The sequence below is a fragment of the Cellulomonas alba genome (assembly GCF_030362835.1).
GTDB classification, from domain to species: Bacteria; Actinomycetota; Actinomycetes; order Actinomycetales; family Cellulomonadaceae; genus Cellulomonas; species Cellulomonas alba.
This window is the reverse complement of sequence record NZ_JAUCGQ010000002.1, coordinates 66,150-83,007: the sequence shown is the minus strand read 5'-3', so window position 1 is coordinate 83,007 and position 16,858 is coordinate 66,150. Positions and strand designations below refer to the sequence as shown.

The following is a 16,858-nucleotide window of genomic DNA, read 5'->3' as shown; positions in this document are numbered from 1 at the left end:
TCAGGACGCCGTGAGCTTGGACTGGCCGGCGGTGACGGTCACCGTGCCGGGGTTGTCGGTGATGATCGAGGCGCTCGACAGCAGGACGGGCTGGGACCCCGCCGTGAGCTTGGTCGACTGCCCGCTCGAGGCTGTCAGGGTCGAGCACGGCTTCGGTGAGCCCGACGGCGTCGTGAACGTGCAGCCACTGATCGGCGTGAACGTCGAGACGCCCGAGAACAGCAGCGCGGCCTGGCCGCTCACCGTCAGCTTCGCGGAGCTGCTCAGGGTCGCGGTGCCGCTGTCGGCGCACTTGATGGAGCCGGCCTTGGTCACGATCGTCGCCATCTCAGCTCACGTCCATCGTGCCGCTGACCTGCACCTTGACGTTGCTCGCCTTGATCGAGACGTCGCCCGAGCCGCCCGTGTCGAGCGTGATGCTGCTGCCCTTGAGCGTCAGGTCGCCCTGGCCGTCGGTGTCGAGCGTGATCGAGGTGCCCTTGACGGTGATCGAGCCGTCGGACTTGAGCACGACCTGCGCGGTGTTGCCCCCGGACTTGTTCTCGATGGTGATCGAGCCCGTGTCGACCGAGTCGTCCGGGTCGGGCCGGGTGCCGCCCTGCGTCGCCTGGTCGGTGACGCGCACGACGAACTGCGGCGTCTCGATGAGCCGGTGTCCGTGCTGGTCGGTGAGGTCGTGCACCGCCGCGCCGTCGGTCGCGGTGCCGTCGCCGCCGCCGATGTCGCTCGGGTTCGCCGGGTCGATCGGCAGCACGAGCCACCAGTCGCCCGCGAGCGCGGGCGGCCCCCCGGTCGTGCGGTCCCACAGCGCGCCGACGTCGACCTGGTCCTGCTCGCCCTCGACCGTCGCGAGCAGCACGCGCGTGCCCGGGTACCGCGGGAGCGCGAGCCCGTAGTGGCCCCACGCGAACGGCGACAGGTACGGCACCTCGCGCAGCTCGCCGTGGCGGTCCTGCGTGATCGCGACGCGCTGCGCGGCCGCCGGCAGGCCGTCGCCTGCGGCGTCGGCGTACCAGACAGTGCTCGTGTTCGCGGCGTCCTGGCTGCCCTCGTCGGTCCCGGGGTGCGTGCGGATCTGCGCGACCTTGTGCGGCGTGCGCGGCAGGGCCGCCGCGACGGCGTCGTGGATGCGGCGGGCCGTCGCCTGCGCGGCGTCGGTCGAGCCCGTGCCCCGGTCGGTGGGCGCGGCGTCGTGCGCGGGGGCCGGCGGCGTCGACGTCTGCACCGCGTCCCAGCCGTGGTCGTCGTCCGACGCGAGCACCACCGCGTGGATCGTCGTGACGAAGCCGCTGCGGCGCGACAGCCGGTGCGCGACGTCGACGACGAGGCACGACCTGGTCAGGACCTCGTCGTCGGCGCCGAGCGCGTCCGTGACGACCCCGGTGAGCGTGGTGAGCAGCGCGGCACCGATGCTCGAGCGGTCGGTCGTCGCGGGGAAGTCCGCCGGCGGCAGCCCGACCGTCACGGTGTCCCCGGGCTTGATGTCGGGCCGGCCGAGCGCGGTGAGCGTGACCGCCTCGCGCGACGCCGGGGCGCCGGCGGGCGGGTCGCCCGCCTTCTCGTCGCGCGCCCGCGGTGTGCCGCGCTCGATCTTGACGAGCCCGCCCGTCTCGTCGAGCGTGCGGTGCGGCAGCGCGGGGTCGTCCCACCGGCCGACGTGCAGCGCCCCGTCCCGCACGAGCGCGACCGACGGGCCGTAGGCGCGCAGGCCGTCGCGCACCTGGCCCAGCGTGCCGTCGCCGTGCTGGCCCTGACCGCGCAGCGCCTGGAGCACCGTGCCGGGCGCGACCGAGGCCCAGCTGGGGTCGTTGCCCTGCGGCGTGACGTCGCTGACCTGGTGCTGCGTGACCGTGATGCCCGCGGCGCGCGCGAGCGCGTCGAGCACGCTCCCGAGGTCGTCGTAGCACGCGCCCTGGACGCGTGCCGTCCGGGTGCGGGCGAGGACGCGCTCGACGAGCGTCAGCACCGCCTCGTAGCGCCGCTCCCCCGCGCGCCGCGAGATGCGGTCGACCCGGAGCTCGGCGACGAGCGAGTGCTCGGGCGGCTGCGGCGCGACGACGCCCAGCGGGTCGGTGAAGCCCGTGAAGCTCGCGAGGTCGCCCAGCACGCCCGACGGCGAGTCCTTCCACCACAGGTGCAGCCGCGCCGCGAGGTCGCCGCCCGAGCGGAGCTTGGCGTAGTCGTCGTCGGTCATGCCCTCGACGACCACCTCGTACGAGCCGCCGTCGAGCCCCGCCGGGAGCGACGCGCTGATCGTGCCGTCGTACGTGTCGGAGCCGATCGAGAGCAGCGGCTGCCCGGACAGGTCGCCCGCCTGGTCGGCGTACACCAGCAGCGCCCACGCCCCGACGGCGCCAGGCGTCACGTCGGGGCCGTCCTGTCCGGTCAGCCCACCGAGGGCGCCACCGACCGCGCCCATCAGGTCGAAGCTCATCGCCGCCTCCAGCTGCGTCCGTGACGGGTCCGGCGCTCCTTCTCGGTGCGCTCGTGCCAGACGGTGAACCGCGGCAGCGACGGGTCGCCGGGCGCCGGCGGCGGGCCGTCGTCGGGAGCCGTGCCGATCGTGCGCCAGCGCAGCGTGATGCTGCTGCCGTACTGGCCCGGGCTGCGCAGCGACCCCGCCGTGATCGTCAGCGCGTCGACCACGACCTCGACGGCCGCGCCGCCCGCGACGGCGAGCGTGCTGCGGACGCCAGCGACCACGCGCACGGTGTCGCCGAGCGTCGCGCCGTCGAGCAGCGTGAGGCGGGCGACGGGCCGGTCCGGGTCGGGCTCCGCCGGCGTGCCGCTCGCGGCGAGGTCGACCGCGACGGCCGACGGGTCGGCGGCCATCAGCTCGCGCGCCTTGCCGAGCCCGACCGCGAGCACGAGCGCGCGCTGACCCGTGAGCGGGATGCGGGCCGGCACGCCGGTGTCGAGCGCCTGGCGCACGGTCGTCTCGACGGTGGACGGGGACGTCTCGGCGAGCACGTCCGGCGCGACGTCCGCGAGCAGCGCCTCGGGGCGGGTCAGGAGCGGGGGCAGCGGGTCCACGTCGGCCTACCTCGGGAGCAGGTCGGTGAGCGCACCGACCCCCACGGACGCGATGTCGAGCAGCTTGGCGAGGCTGCCGGGGCGCGGCAGGTGCGCCATCCGCAGCGTGACGTCGAGCGTGTCGCGGCGCGCCGCCGAGAGCGTGATCCCGAGCGACTGCACCGCGAGGTCGGTGCGGATGGTCGCCGCCGTGACGAGGATCAGCCCGCCGACCGCTCCCTGCGTGAGCTTCTGGAGGGCCGTCCCGCGGCGCGACGACTCCGCGAGGTTCTCGAGCGCGAGCTTCCACGCGAACCGCTCGGCACCCAGCAGCACGGCCGTCATCGAGATCGTGTCGTCGTGGCTCGCGACCGCCGCCTTGCGGCTCGTCCCGCCGATCTGCGGCAGCGAGTACGTCTCCTCGATCGACATCTGCGTCACCGACCAGAGCGGCACGATCACGATGCCGTCGGACAGGACCGCGCTCGGCGTGTGCAGGTAGGACTGGTAGCTGCTGGTCATGGCGTCACCACCGGCGGGAGGTTCCCCGAGCCGACCAGGCGACTGACCGCGGTCTGGATCCGCTGCCGGATCTCCGCGCGGATCTCCGCGGAGCGCGCGATGCGGTCCGCACGCAGGATCGGGTCGACGCCGTGGTTCTGCCACTGCGGCCAGTCGTCCCAGGCCCAGTCGCTCTTCGAGGAGTTCGCGCTCTCGTTGAGGTGGTCGATGTAGGCCGGGTCGTTCAGGATCCCGAGCGCGACGTCGTCGGGGAGCAGCACGAAGTTGTCCATCCCGACGACCTCCAGGACGGGGACGATGTGGTCGGGCCGGGTCGGGTTGAGCTCGGTGTTCGGGACGCCGAGGATGTCCGCCGCCACCGCCGCCGAACGCTGCCGGGCGGCGCGGTCCGGCGTCCGCCTCCGCAGCTCGAGGTACCGCCGCGCGACGAGGTCCGAGCCGACCGCTCGGCGCCACGTGGCTGCCCGCTCGCCGAGCTGACGCCGGTCCAGCACGCGAGCCTTGTTCTCGTCGATCAGATCGGCGCGGCGCTCCGCGAGGGCCCGCAGCTCGGGCGACAACCGCTCGACGTACCGCGGGTCGCGGAGCAGCGCCACGTCGACACCGCGCCGGGACAGCTCGCGGTTCAGGTCGATGATCTGCTGCTGGGTCGCCGAGCTCGCCGCGTCGCTCGCGCGGATCTCGGCCTCGATCGCCTCGACCTGCTCGCGCGCGTGGCCGCGCAGGGTCTCGATCGCGCGGGCGCGCTCGACGGCGGCGGCGGCCGGCTCGGGCTCGAGGGTGGGCGCCTCGGCGGTGGGGTCGGCCACGTCCACGGGTCCGTCCTGAGCCCGGGCCGGCTCGACGGGCGGCGTCACGGGCTCGACCGGCGGGTGCGCGGGCTCGACCGGCGTCGCGGGCTGCTCGTTGGCCCACGTCTGGGGGTCGCTCAGGTCGCGGGCCTTGTCGTGCAGCTGGCGGAACAGGTCCTGCAGGTGCTCGACGCTCGGGTTCGGGTCGCCGCCGGTCAGCACGCGGTCGTAGAACGCGTCGATCTCCCGGCGCAGGCCCTCGATCGCGGTGATCGTCTCCGTCGTGTGGCCGACGTACGCCTCGCCGAGCCGCTCGAGCGACTCGCGCAGCGACTCGGTGAGGTGCGAGCGCACCACGTCCTCCGGCAGGCCCGTGCGGCCCGCGATCTCCGCGACCGCGGCCGACAGGCGCGGGTGGCTGCGCACCACGGTCTCGACCGCCTCGGGGGTCAGGTGCTCGAGCACGGTCATGGCGTCACCTGCGTGATCCCGCCGGCGCCGCCGCCGGCGCCGCCCGCGCCCTGGGCCGGGGCCGGCGTCACCGGTGCCGGTCCGGCGATGGCGTCGCCGACGAGCCGCGTGATGTCGCCGAGCGACGCGTGCCCCGTGACCTCGACCTCGCGCGCGATCGTCTGCGCGAACCGCTGGATGGCCGCGTTGATGACGAGGTTCAGCAGGTACCCCTGCAGGCACTCGCGCGCGAACGTCACCACGAGGTCGCGGGCCGCGAGCTCGGCGATGTGGCGGGCCATGTTCTCGGCGACCTCGCGCCCCGCCGTCGCGACCGCCTCGCGCGCCTCGCCACGGACCACGGCGCCGACGCCGCGCGCGGTCCCGCGCAGCAGGCCGGGCACCTCGGGCACGAACACGAGCGCCGCGCCGATCGCCGCGCCCCACAGCTCGGCCTCGGCCTGCGCGTGCGTGATGATCCGGTCGCCGCCGAGCATCGCGCGCTGGATCCCCCGGTGCTCGAGCGCGGTGTCCACGGCGTCGACGGCCTGGACCGCGCCGATGACGAGCGCGGCCTCGGGGCACACGATCGCGAGCGCGACGAGCCCGACCACGTTGATGAACTCGAGGAACGCCGCCTTGCCGAGCTCGACGCCGATGAGCGCGCGCAGACCCGTGTCGTACACCTCGGCGGACGGCCCGGTGAACAGCGGCCGCAGCTCGTGGTCGGCGAGCTCGTGGATGCCCGAGAGCTGGCCGCCGAGCTCGCTGCGCGGCGCCTCGGAGACCGCGGCGAGGCCGAACGCGATGTCGCGGTCGCCCCGGACGTCGCGCGTCTTGTCCTCGTTCTCGCTGCGCAGCTCGTCGAGCAGGCGGCCGAACTCGTCCTCCAGGCCGTCCGCGCCCACGGTGCGCATCCGCTCGATCACGTCGTCGAGGTCGGCGAGCTTCTCGAGGAACGGGTCGACCGCGAACGCCTCCTGCCGCCCGCCCGCGATGACGGCCTCGAGGTCGCCGCGCGTCCACCAGCGCCCGACGCTGTCCTGCACCTGCCACCCGTCCCGCGTGCGGCGCAGCGACCCGCGTCCCGTCACCGGGACCGGTCCGGTCTCGACGTGCCCGAGCGACCCCAGCACCACCGAGGTCGACGACCACCACTGCTCGAGCGGGCCGGCGCCGGGCACGGCGACGTCGACGACCTGCTCGGCGCGCTCCTGGTCGATCCGCTCGACGAGGAGCCGGCGGAGCTCGGAGAGCTCGACGTCGTCGACGAGCAGCAGCAGCACGAGCACGCGCGTCAGCCGGAGGTAGGCCGAGAGGTTGCGGCGGCGCTGGACGAGCTCGCGGTGGCTCGTCTCGAGCACGTCGAGGAGCTGGTCCTGGCACGCGGCCACGAACAGGTCGCGGACGGAGCCGTCGCGCCGCGAGAAGTACTCCTCGTAGAAGTGCAGCAGCCAGCTCGCGCTGTTGTGCCGCAGCGGCGGCGGCGCGGTGCCGCCCTCGTCTGCGCCGGCGACCAGGGCGGTGTACAGCAGCTCGAGGCGCGTCATCGGCTCGTACGCCGAGATCGCCGTGCGGAGCCGGGCGAGCCGCGGGCTGTCGGCCGGGGTGCCCTCGCCCGTCGCCACGATCGCGCCGACGCCCGCCGCGATCTGGCCGATCCGCACGAGCGCCGCAAGCAGGAACATGCCGGGGAACCTGCCGGCAGGCATCCCGAGGATCGCCGCGATCTCCCCGATCAGGTGCTCGAGCCGCGCGCCGACGCCGAGCGGCCAGAACTCTACGGGCGGCTCGGCGAGGAACGGGCGCGCGACGTCGGGGTCGAACCCGAACGTGAGCTCCCCCAGCGGCAGCGCCGGCGTGGCGTGCTCCTCGGGCGTGGTGACGTCGGTCGCGACCTGCTCGACGAACGCGACGACCGGCAGCGTGTCGGTGAGCTGCGGCGGCTGGTCGACCTCCATGAGCTGCGCCGCGAACGCGCTGCCCTCGATCCAGTAGTACGACGTGATCGGCGCGACCTGGGGCATCGTCGCCACCACCAGCGCGGCCGCCTGGCGGAGGTCCGCCTCGGGGATGCCGTCGGCGCCACGGCTCCGCGCGAGCTGCAGCAGCATCCGGATGCGCCAGCGCGTGCGCTCGGCCTCGTCGTCCGCCCGGCCGGCGAACGAGATCTGGGTCAGGTCGAGGAGCGAGGTCTGCCGCCACCGCCCCGCGCCGGCGCCCGTGGGCGGCTGGTACATCGCGAGCGTCCCCATGCCCTCGCGCTCCGCGACCGCGCCGTTCCGCCACCGGACGAGCGTCAGCACGGCGGCGCCGCTGTCGAGCCCCGAGAGCACGACGACGCGGCTCGGCACCGCGTCTCCGTACCGGTCGCGCAGGCGCGCCTCCAGCTCCGCCACGCTGCGGATCACGACGAGCTGCACGCGGACCTGCTGGACCGCACCCGTCCGCGCACGCTCGTCCCCCCGGCCGCTGCCGCCGATCGGCAGCGCCACGCGTCGACCGCCCTCGTCGTAGCTCGCCACGAGGTAGGCGTCGTCGACGGCCGCGAAGCCGCCGAGCAGCAGGTCGGGGTCGAGCTGCTCGGCCGCCCGCTCGCTCGCCGACTCGCCCGACGGCCCGCGGGCCGCATCCGATCGGCCGCGCGGCGTCGGCACCGCCGCGAGCGCGGCCGCACGGGCCGTCGCGAGCGCGCCGAGCCCACGCCGCAGCGCCGCGTCGACGGTCTCGGGCAGCGGGTCCCCGCGCAGCTCGACGCCGACCCGCACGTCCCCCGGCTCGGCCGCCGACGTCCGCACGACGTCGAGCGCCCCGGCGCGCCGCACCGCCCGCGTGAGGGCTGCGTCCGCCGCGTCGACCGCGAGCGCGACGAGGTCGTCGTCGAGCCGGTCGTCCGCGACGGTCAGCACCACGCGGGTCGGGAAGCGCAGGGTCGTCATGCCAGCCCCTCCAAGGCGCGGGTCAGGCGGTCGAGCGTGCGGTCGGCGTGCTGGTCGGGGTCGCACGCCGGGAGGACGCGCACCTCGACCGTGATCGGGAACTCGAGCACGAGCGTCCCGTCGCCGTTGAGCACCGAGAGGACCGCCTCGGAGCCCTGTGCGGGCACGACGAGCTCGCCCTCGTGGACCAGCGCGAGGCCGGTCCGCTGGACGACCGTCGGCCCCGCCTGCGGCGCGAGAGTCACGGTCAGCTGCCGGACTGCGGCGGCGACACCGTCTTGGTGTTCGCGGAGTCGGTCGCCTCGACGTGCAGCGAGAAGCCGGAGAACTGCGCCTGCGGCACGCCGCTGATCGACGCCGGCGTCGGGCTCGCGCTCGTGATGATGCACTCGGCGAGCAGCAGCGTCGAGAACGACCAGTCGTCGCCGCTCGCCTCCATCAGCGAGACGCTGAACCGCTGGCCCTGCAGCGCGATCGCCGTCAGCTTGGCGGCCGCGTCGCCGATCACCGGCACGGTGAGCGAGAACGTCAGCGCCTGGGGCGAGTACACGACGCCGACGTGCGTGCGCTCGATGCTGTGCAGCGCCTCGGCGGTCGTGGAGAACGTCGGGGTGAACGACGTGACGGGGCTGATCTGGTGCTCGACGCCGTTCGGGTCGGTGTAGTGCACGGTCAGCCGGGTGTTCCACTCGGTGGGTGTGACGGACACGGTGGTCTCCTGAGGTCAGAACTTGGGCGCGAGCGTGACGTTGAGCCGGTGCACGGCGGGGCCGTACGTGATGCTCAGCAGCACGTCGACCTGGCGGGTGCTGCGGGCGGTGACGACGGTCGCCGTGTCGGCGGCGCTGCGGGCGCTCTCGGGGATCGAGAGGATGTCGAGCACCGGGATCTGCACGGAGAAGTCGTCGATGACGGCCGCCCGCTGGAGCGGGCCGAGGATGCCCTCGACGCGCATGCGGATCGACGTCAGCCCGGCCTTGGTGATGCGGCTCGCGCCGACCGTGCCGATCAGCCCCGCACGCAGCCGGAACTCGATGTCGTCGAGCACGCGCACGATGTCGACGTAGCTGCGCGTCGCGTCGGACGTGAACGTTCCGCCGTCGCCGAAGTACAGGCCGGTGCCCGGGATCAGCGCCGGGTCGATGACGGGGATGACGCCGGCGCCCGCGAGCGCGCCGATCTCCGCCGGCGAGAACTGGCCCGTCACCGGCATGTGGAACCCGCGGACCTGCTTGAGCACGACGCTCGTGCTCGGCGAGTACCCGGCGATCGCGCCCATCGCGGCGGCCGCGGGGTCCGCGTCGGCGCCTCGGGCTGCGACGAGGACCATGCGGCCGTCGTCGCTCATCACGTTCGCGTAGGCGGTGAGCTGCGCGGTCGCGTACGTGCCGGACTTCGCGACGGTCGGGTCGATCGCCGCGACGGCGATGCGCTTGTTCCCCGCCGCCGACATCTGCTCGACGTGCGCCAGCAGCGCGCGCAGGTTGGTCGGCGTCCCGCCGCCCGTGCCGACGTTGTACTCGGCCGCGAGGCAGACGAACGTCACGTCGTCGGCGGCCTCGAGGCTCGAGAGCGCCGCGCCGTAGTTCTTCGTGCTGTCCGTGCGGACGCCGTAGACCTTGCTCGGCATCGGGTCCTGCTGGAGCACGAGGTCGAGGCTCTGGGTCAGGGTCGTCGGGTCGGTGCCCTTGCCGAACGCGGCCATGACGGAGTCGTGGTCGGTCACGACCACGGGGGTGTTCGCGGGGGTCGCCGCGGTGTCGTCGGCGAGGCCGACGACGGCGACGACGCCGGGCGCACGCTGCGCGACGGGCAGCAGCGCGCTCGTGTCGATCACGACGCTCACGAACGGGAACGCGGGCTGGAGCAGGGTGGTCATCGGTCCTCCACGGGATCCGGGACGGGGACAGCTCAGGTCGTGACGAGGGCGACGCCCTGCGTGGTCAGCCAGCCGCGCGCGGCGGCGAGGCGGGCGGCGCGCTGCTGTGCCGGCGTGCCGGCGCCGCCGCCCGGCCAGCCGTCGTCGTCGAACGCCGTCGCGGGCAGCACCCAGCACACGCACCGCTCGCGCGTGCGCAGCGGCGCCACCGCCGGCGGCGGCAGGACCGGGTAGCGCGCGGCCGCACGCCGTGCCGCGTCGGTGCGGCGCAGCAGCGAGATCGGGCCCTCCCCCGTCGCGGCCACGAGGAAGGCCACCACCACCGGCAGCACGAGGGGCGGTGTCGCGGGCAGCACCGCCGGCGGCGCCGAGAACGTCAGGCCCACGCCGAGGTGGTCGATGCCGTCGGGCGTGCGTCCCGCGTCGCTGGGGTCGGCGACGGTGATGAGGCCGTCGCCGCCCGAGGTCCGCACGACGACGCTGCCCGTCCACACGGCGTCGGCGCCGGCCTGCGGCGCGGCGAGGCCGCTCAGGGTGGCCGTGCCCTCGGTCGCGAGCGGGTCCGTCGCGCGGCCCCACCGGTAGGTCGCCTGGACGTCGGTCACGAGGGTGACGGTCAGGTCGACGCGGTCGAACACGGCCGTGGTCGCGCCGACGACGGAGCCCTCGTCGAGCGCGTAGCTCGCCAGCGCGACCTGCAGGAGGTCGTCGGAGCCGAGCAGCGACGCGCGCTGCGCGGGGTCCGCGAGCCGCAGCAGCGCGGCATCCGCATCGTCCACGGTCCACCCCCTTCGCGAGCCGACGAGACCTGGCACCGATCGTTCGGACGTCGCATCACCGCGGCGTCATCGCGGCGTCACGACTCGCGCACCGGGGGCCTCTCCGGCGCGGCGGGACGGGTGAATTCGCGGGATGTCGGACCCGTGATCGAACATGTGTTCCATGACCGAGCCGGGCCACCGCCGCGCCGCGATCCTCCACGCAGACCTCGACGCGTTCTACGCGTCGGTCGAGCAGCGCGACGACCCGCGCCTCCGCGGGCGCCCGGTCGCGGTCGGCGGCGGCGTCATCCTGGCGGCGTCGTACGAGGCCAAACGCCGCGGCGTGCGCACGCCGATGGGCATCCGCGAGGCGCGCGGTCTGTGCCCCGGACTCATCGTGGTCCGCCCGCGGTTCGAGGCGTACGTCGAGGCGAGCCGCGCGGTGTTCGACGTCTTCCGCGAGACGACGCCGCAGGTCGAGGCGGTCTCGATCGACGAGGCGTTCCTCGACGTCGCCGGGCTGCGGCACATCGACGTCGCGCCCGTCGAGATCGGCGCGCGGGTCCGCGCCCAGGTGCGCGACCGCGTCGGCCTGCCGATCACCGTCGGCGTCGCGCGCACGCCGTTCCTCGCCAAGGTGGCGAGCCGGGTCGCGAAGCCCGACGGGCTGCTGCTCGTCGAGCCCGACCGCGAGGAGGCGTTCCTGCACCCGCTGCCCGTCGAGCAGCTCTGGGGGGTCGGCGACGTGACGGCGCGCAGGCTCCGCGGCTACGGGTTGGAGACCGCGGGCGACGTCGCGCAGCTGCCGGCCTCCGTGCTGCGTGGCGTCCTCGGGCCGGCGGCCGGCGGCCACCTCTTTGCCGTCGTGCACGGGCTGACGCCGGTGCGGCTCGTGACGGACCGGCCGCGTGGGTCGGTCGGTGCGCAGCGGGCGCTGGGTCCGGGGCCGCACGAGGCGGAGCACGTGCGGTCCGCACTGCTCGCGCTCGTCGACCGGGTCTGCCGTCGGCTGCGCGCGGGCAACCGGACGGCCCGCACCGTCGTGCTGCGGCTCCGGTTCGCGGACTACACGCGCGCGACGCGCTCGCGGTCGTTGGCATTCGCCACTGCCTCCGGTGCCGAGCTGGGCGCAGCGGCGACGGCCTTGCTCGACGCGGCCGCGCCGCTCATCGCCGCGCGCGGGCTCACCCTGGTCGGCGTCGCGCTCTCGGGGCTCGAGCCCGACGCGGTGGTCCAGCCCGCGCTGCCGCTCGACGGCCCGGACCCGGCCGGGCTCGACCGCGCGACCGACGCGGTCGCGGCCCGGTTCGGCTCGGGCACCGTGCTGCGCGCGAGCATGCTCGGGCGCGAGCGCGACGTGCTGCTCGACCACACGGCGAGGCCCGGCCGGCGCCCCTCGGCGCCGGGGGTCGCGGCCTCCGATGGCCGCGGCGAGCACGCCGAGCCACGATGAGCCGATGGAGATCACCCAGCAGATCACCGTCTTCGACACCGCCGACCTCGCGGCCGAGAGCGCGTTCTGGGCCGGCCTGCTCGGCGGCGAGGTCGAGGCGGAGGACGACTGGCACACCGTCCGCGTCGACGGCAAGCCGCGCCTCGGCTTCCAGCTCGCACCCGACCACGTGCCACCGGACTGGCCCGACGGCGAGCCCCAGCAGCTCCACGTGGACCTGTACGTGCGCGACATCCGCTCGGCGCACGACGAGGCGGTCGCGCTCGGCGCCCGCCTGCTGCGCTCGGCCGACCTGGACGCCGACGAGGGCTTCCAGGTCTATGCCGACCCGTCGGGGCACCCGTTCTGCCTCTGCTGGTGAGGAACCGGCCGCCGGGCCGGTGTCAGTGGCTGCTCGTACGGTGGCAGGCATGACGACGATCGTGCTGTTCCCGTCCGTGCTCGGCGTCCGCCAGGGCGTCACCGACGCTGCCGAGCTCCTGCGCGAGCACGGCCACGAGGTGGTCGTGCTCAACCCGTCGGACGCTCCGGTGTCCGACGACTACGACACGGCGATCCCCCGGTTCCAGTCGATCGGCGACGACGTGCTGCTCGAGCGGACGACCCGCGGCGCCGCGGACGTCCAGGGCCCGTTCGTGGTCCTGGGGTTCTCCGCCGGCGTCGTGCTCGCCGAGATGCTCGCGCTGTCCCGGCCGGGCGACGTGCAGGCGGCGGTCTTCTTCGCCGGGGCGATCCCCGTCGAGTACCTCGGCGGCACGTGGCCGGCGGGCGTGCCGGTCCAGGTCCACGAGACGCTCGAGGACCCCTTCCGCGACGAGGGCTTCGCCGAGCGCCTTGCGGCCGACGTCGAGGCTGCCGGGGCGCGGGCGGAGGTCTTCCACTACCCCGGCTCGGGCCACCTGTTCACGGATGCGAGCAAGGCGGACGAGTACCAGCCGGCCGAGGCGGCGCTCGCGTGGGAGCGGGTGCTGGCGTTCCTCGACGCGCTGAAGGGCTGAGCGCGCCGTCAGTCGTGGATCGGCGGCAGCACGCCGCCGATCCGGCGCGCGGCGCGGGCGGTCGCGACGATCACGGCCAGCACGGCGAGTGCCAGCGTCCACACCAGCCCCTCGGCGGCCGGTTCCTGACGCACCGCACCCAGCAGCACGGCGACGGCCACCGGGACACCGACGCACAGCGCGCGCACGCGCCCGGCGCGGCGCTCCGGCCTCGACGGTGCGCGCTGCGCGACCACCACGTGTACGAGGGCCGACCCGAGCCCGTACACCCCGAACGCGGCCACGATCAGCCACCTGTCGTGGTCGCCGACGGGCGCCTCCGGCTCCTCGACGAGCCGCGCGACCACGGCGGCCATCGTCGCGAGCGCGCCCGTCGTCAGGAGGTGAGCGACCCACGCGAGCCGCGGCGCGATCGCTCCGGCCGACAGCAGCGCCACCCCGGCGAACCCGCGCCGCACGGCGACCGCCCACAGGCCCGTGATCAGCACGAACGCACCGAGCGCCGTCACCGCGAGCCGCCGGTTCCACGTCGCCTCCGACGCGCCCTCGATCATCTGGATCAGCGACTCGCCCAGCACGATGAGCACGAACAGCGACAGGCGCTCGGCCAGGTGAGGCAGGTCGGCGCCCGCGACCTCGGGCGTCATCGGCAGCTCGCGGTTCCGGGGGCCGCCGCGGTCCGGAGGGCCACCGGGGATGCCGCGGTCCCGAGGGCGGCCAGGGCCACCGCGGTCCGGGCCGACATCGGCGCGAGCCGCGGCGCCGCCCACCCCCGTCGTCGCCGCTCGCGGGTCGGTCGCGGCGTCCGGTCGCCGCGAGGACCGCGCGCTCCGCGTGTCGGCACGGCGCCGGCGCTCGGCCGAGCGGCGCGCCATCGAGTCGGCCATCCGGTCGAGCCGGCGCTGCGTCTCGGCGACGAACCGCTCGCGCGTCGTCGACACCAGCACGAGCAGGTCGAACGCGAGCCCGGCCGCCCAGAGCCAGTAGCGCAGGTCCCCCTCGACCCAGATCGACACGACCCACGGGAGCACGCCGAACGAGGCCTGCAGCACGGGCAGGTCCACGACGACCGTGCCCGCCCGCCACGGCTTCGACGCCACGAACCGGCCGACCACGTACGCGATCGCGAAAGCCCGCGCGTGCTCGCCGTGCACCTCGGGCACGGCCGCGACCATGACGCCGAGGCAGGCCATCCCGAGGAGCATCGTCACGGTGTGCACCGCGTCGCCCACGATGTTCGAGTACGCCGTGAAGCACGCCCAGACCAGCCAGAACGCGGTGAACGCCACCGCGTACAGCCCGAGGCCGCCCGCCGTGCTGTCCACCGCGAGCAGGTGCGCGAGCTGGCCGATGCCCGCGACGACCACGAGGTCGAAGAACAGCTCGAGCCACGACGCGTGCCGCTCGGGGCCAGGCGCCGGCTCGGCGGTCAGGCGCGCAGCGGGTGCGTCGGAGGCGCCGCCTCCGGCCTCGACGTTGGCGGCGGCACGGTCGTCGTCGACGGCGCTTCCCTCGGTCTCGGCGGGTTCGCTCACACCGGCATCGTGGCGCCCCCGAGCCTCAGCGCGCGACCAGCCACACCGCGCGCCACGGCGCGAGCCACAGGTTGCCGTCGTCCCCCGGCGCGAGCTCTTCGCCCGTGATCGCGTCCGTCGACGCCGTCAGCCCGAGCTCGCGGAGGCGGTCACCCGTCACGGGCCGCCAGTCGCCGGTCACGTTCGCCGCGGCGAGCAGGGCGCCGAGCGGGTGCCGCCGGGCGACGAGCAGGACGCCCGGGTCGTCGGGGCCGAGCACCTCGGACGCGACGGACGCGTGGAGGTGAGGCAGCCCGGCGCGAGCCTGCGCCAGGTGCCGCAGGCCGCCGAACACGCGCGACTCGAGGCTCGTCGGGTCGTCGAGCCGCGCGACCGCGGCCGGGTCGAGGCGCGGCCGGTTCGCCCAGCGGTTGTCGTCCGCGTGGTCCGGCTCGTCGGCCCAGGCCGGGTCGTTCGGCAGGCCGAGCTCGTCACCGGACCACACCACGGGGATGCCGCCCCAGCTCAGCACGATCGCGTGGCCGAGCAGCAGCCGCGCCAGTGCCGCGTCGACCCAGCCCTCGTCGCCCGCGTCGCGCGCCGCCTCCAGCCCCACCAGGCTCGCGGTCGTCCCGCTGATGCGCCGGTCCCCCGTGGCCGCGTTGTACTGGAAGACGAGCCCGCGCGCGTCCGACGTCGGGAACTCGCCGGCATACCAGTCGGAGAGGAACGACCGGTGCGCTCCCCCGTCTGCCCCGACCGCCGCCGCGTCGGCGTCGGACACCGCCCACCCGATGTCGTCGTGCCCCCGCAGGTAGGTGACCCAGGCGGTGCTCGACGGCACGTGTGGCAGCGCCCGGAGCGCGTGCGACGCGAGCCGCACGTCCTTGGCCGCGAGCATCGACCACACCTGGACCATGAGGCCGTTGTGGTACGCGAGGTCGCTCACCTTGCCCCACAGCGGCCCGACGCCCAGGTACGCGGCCAGGTCGGACGGCCCGACGATCGCCTCGGCCTTGAAGATCAGCGCCGGGCACGCGATCCGCGTCAGCGCGTGCAGGGCGCGCGTCAGCTGGTGCACCTCCGGCTGGTTCTGGCAGTCGGTGCCGAGCCGCTTCCAGAGGAACGCGATCGCGTCGAGCCGCAGCACCTCCACGCCGACGTTGGCGAGGAACAGCACGACGCGCGCCATCTCGGCGAAGACGTCGGGGTTCGCCCAGTTGAGGTCCCACTGCCACGCGTGGAACGTCGTCCACACCCAGCCCGCGAGCTCGTCGTCCCACGTGAACGAGCCGGGCGCGAAGTCCGGGAAGACCTCCCACAGCGTGCGCTCGTAGGCGTCGGGCTCCTCGCGGTCGGGGAACACGTGGAAGTACGCGCGATGACGAGCCGACCCCCCGCGCGCGAGGCGCGCCCACTCGTGCTCGCGCGCGACGTGGTTGAGGACGAGGTCGAGCACCAGGCTGACGCCCGCGCCCCGCAGCCGCGTCGCAAGCGCGCGCAGGTCGTCGATCGTGCCGAGGTCGGCGCGCACGGCGCGGTAGTTGGCGACCGCGTAGCCACCGTCGTTGTCGCCCTCGCGCGGCTGGAGCAGGGGCATGAGGTGCAGGTAGGTGACGCCGAGCTCGCGCAGGTACGGGATCGCGTCCGCCACGCCCGCGAGGTCGCCGGCGAACCGCTCCGTGTACGCGGCGTAGCCGAGCATCTCCGGACGCTGGAACCAGTCGGGCGCGAGCGTGCGCTCGAGGTCGAGGCGGTGCAGCTCGGGATCGCGCTCGGCGTACGCCTGCGCCGCAGCGCTGACGAGCTCGAGCAGCAGCGGGCCCGGGTCGGGGTACACGGCGGCGAGGCCGTCGCGCAGGTCGGACCACCAGCGGTCGAGCCGCGCCTCGAAGACCTCGCGCCGCTCTGGCGACGCCCCGGTGAGCGCGGCTCGGGCGGCCGCCGCGACCTCGTCGGGAACGGTCATCGCAGCTCGTCCCCCTCGCCCGGCGCACCGTGCCGCACGCGCGGGAGCGGCGGCCTGTCCTGCACCGCCGACACTAGCCAGCGCCCCGCACGGGCCGCGCGCTGAGGCGCGGCCCGCGTCGGCGCGGCCGGCCGTCAGGCCGCAGCGCGCTCCTGAGCGTCGCCGACGACCGCGCCGTCCGGCACGGCCTCGTCGGGCTCCACCCGCGCGCGGGGCGCGACGTACGCGCCCGCGCCGAGCTGCGCGTACTCGCCGACGCGCGCGCCGGCGCCGACCACCGACCCGACGCCGAGCCGCACGTGCCGCGACACGACCGCGTCGTGCTCGACGTGCACCCCCTGCTCGACCCACGACCAGTCGCCGATCCGGGCGCGCTCGTCGATGACGGCGCCCTCCTCGACGTACGCGGTCGCCGCGACCGTCGCGTCGTCCGCCACCCGCGCGCGCGGCGACACGAGCCCGCCACCGTTCGAGTGCCGGACGTAGCGCACCACCACACCGTCGTCGCGCTCGAACTCCACTCGGTTCGAACGAACCGGCATGCGATCACCCTTTCCGTTGCGAGAATCG

At 75.1% G+C, this 16,858-nt stretch carries 16 protein-coding genes; 3 read left to right on the top strand and 13 right to left on the bottom strand.

The window, feature by feature from the left end; translation table 11 throughout:
- The 10 genes from QRT04_RS13105 to QRT04_RS13060 are packed head-to-tail and all read right to left on the bottom strand — an operon-like array spanning position 1 to position 10,372.
- Complete coding sequence (locus tag QRT04_RS13105; RefSeq protein WP_289455903.1) at positions 1–327, bottom strand: hypothetical protein; 327 nt, start codon at positions 325–327, stop codon at positions 1–3.
- Position 328: 1 nt separating this feature from the next.
- Entirely contained in the window at positions 329–2,434 is a 2,106-nt protein-coding gene (locus QRT04_RS13100; RefSeq protein ID WP_289455902.1) for a head GIN domain-containing protein, read from the bottom strand.
- Positions 2,431–3,033, bottom strand: coding sequence for a hypothetical protein (locus QRT04_RS13095; RefSeq protein ID WP_289455901.1), 603 nt, complete (start codon positions 3,031–3,033; stop codon positions 2,431–2,433). The genes QRT04_RS13100 and QRT04_RS13095 overlap by 4 nt, the downstream gene beginning before the upstream one ends.
- A gap of 6 nt (positions 3,034–3,039) precedes the next feature.
- Positions 3,040–3,534 carry a hypothetical protein gene (locus QRT04_RS13090; RefSeq protein ID WP_289455899.1) on the bottom strand — a complete coding sequence of 165 codons (495 nt, stop codon included), beginning with the start codon at positions 3,532–3,534 and terminating at the stop codon, positions 3,040–3,042.
- On the bottom strand, positions 3,531–4,796 hold the full coding sequence (locus QRT04_RS13085) for a hypothetical protein (RefSeq protein ID WP_289455898.1): 1,266 nt from the start codon (positions 4,794–4,796) through the stop codon (positions 3,531–3,533). Before QRT04_RS13085 ends, QRT04_RS13090 begins: the two co-directional genes overlap by 4 nt.
- On the bottom strand, positions 4,793–7,714 hold the full coding sequence (locus QRT04_RS13080) for a hypothetical protein (protein ID WP_289455896.1): 2,922 nt from the start codon (positions 7,712–7,714) through the stop codon (positions 4,793–4,795). Before QRT04_RS13080 ends, QRT04_RS13085 begins: the two co-directional genes overlap by 4 nt.
- On the bottom strand, positions 7,711–7,959 hold the full coding sequence (locus QRT04_RS13075; RefSeq protein ID WP_289455895.1) for a hypothetical protein: 249 nt from the start codon (positions 7,957–7,959) through the stop codon (positions 7,711–7,713). Before QRT04_RS13075 ends, QRT04_RS13080 begins: the two co-directional genes overlap by 4 nt.
- Positions 7,960–7,961: 2 nt before the next feature.
- Complete coding sequence (locus QRT04_RS13070) at positions 7,962–8,423, bottom strand: hypothetical protein (RefSeq protein ID WP_289455894.1); 462 nt, start codon at positions 8,421–8,423, stop codon at positions 7,962–7,964.
- A 15-nt stretch (positions 8,424–8,438) separates the two neighbouring features.
- Positions 8,439–9,593 (bottom strand): hypothetical protein, encoded by a 1,155-nt coding sequence (locus QRT04_RS13065; protein ID WP_289455893.1) that lies wholly within the window; start codon positions 9,591–9,593, stop codon positions 8,439–8,441.
- A gap of 32 nt (positions 9,594–9,625) precedes the next feature.
- Positions 9,626–10,372: a hypothetical protein gene (locus tag QRT04_RS13060; protein ID WP_289455891.1), complete on the bottom strand. Its 747-nt coding sequence runs from the start codon at positions 10,370–10,372 to the stop codon at positions 9,626–9,628.
- 163 nt (positions 10,373–10,535) lie between these two features.
- Here QRT04_RS13060 and dinB point away from each other — a divergent pair, with 163 nt between their 5' ends.
- The 3 genes from dinB to QRT04_RS13045 are packed head-to-tail and all read left to right on the top strand — an operon-like array spanning position 10,536 to position 12,805.
- Positions 10,536–11,807: a DNA polymerase IV gene (dinB, locus tag QRT04_RS13055; RefSeq protein WP_289455890.1), complete on the top strand. Its 1,272-nt coding sequence runs from the start codon at positions 10,536–10,538 to the stop codon at positions 11,805–11,807.
- A 4-nt stretch (positions 11,808–11,811) separates the two neighbouring features.
- Positions 11,812–12,168 carry a VOC family protein gene (locus QRT04_RS13050; RefSeq protein WP_289455887.1) on the top strand — a complete coding sequence of 119 codons (357 nt, stop codon included), beginning with the start codon at positions 11,812–11,814 and terminating at the stop codon, positions 12,166–12,168.
- 49 nt (positions 12,169–12,217) lie between these two features.
- Positions 12,218–12,805, top strand: coding sequence for a dienelactone hydrolase family protein (locus QRT04_RS13045; RefSeq protein WP_289455886.1), 588 nt, complete (start codon positions 12,218–12,220; stop codon positions 12,803–12,805).
- Positions 12,806–12,813: 8 nt separating this feature from the next.
- Here the strand turns inward: QRT04_RS13045 and QRT04_RS13040 are convergent, their stop codons facing one another.
- From QRT04_RS13040 to QRT04_RS13030, 3 genes are all read right to left on the bottom strand, one after another.
- A complete protein-coding gene (locus QRT04_RS13040; RefSeq protein ID WP_289455884.1) occupies positions 12,814–14,340 on the bottom strand; it encodes a low temperature requirement protein A in 1,527 nt (508 codons plus the stop codon).
- Between the two features lie 25 nt (positions 14,341–14,365).
- Positions 14,366–16,288, bottom strand: a complete 1,923-nt coding sequence (locus QRT04_RS13035; protein ID WP_289455883.1) for an alpha-amylase family protein — start codon at positions 16,286–16,288, stop codon at positions 14,366–14,368.
- 134 nt (positions 16,289–16,422) lie between these two features.
- Positions 16,423–16,830, bottom strand: a complete 408-nt coding sequence (locus QRT04_RS13030; RefSeq protein ID WP_289455882.1) for an LbetaH domain-containing protein — start codon at positions 16,828–16,830, stop codon at positions 16,423–16,425.
- Positions 16,831–16,858 lie beyond the last annotated feature (28 nt).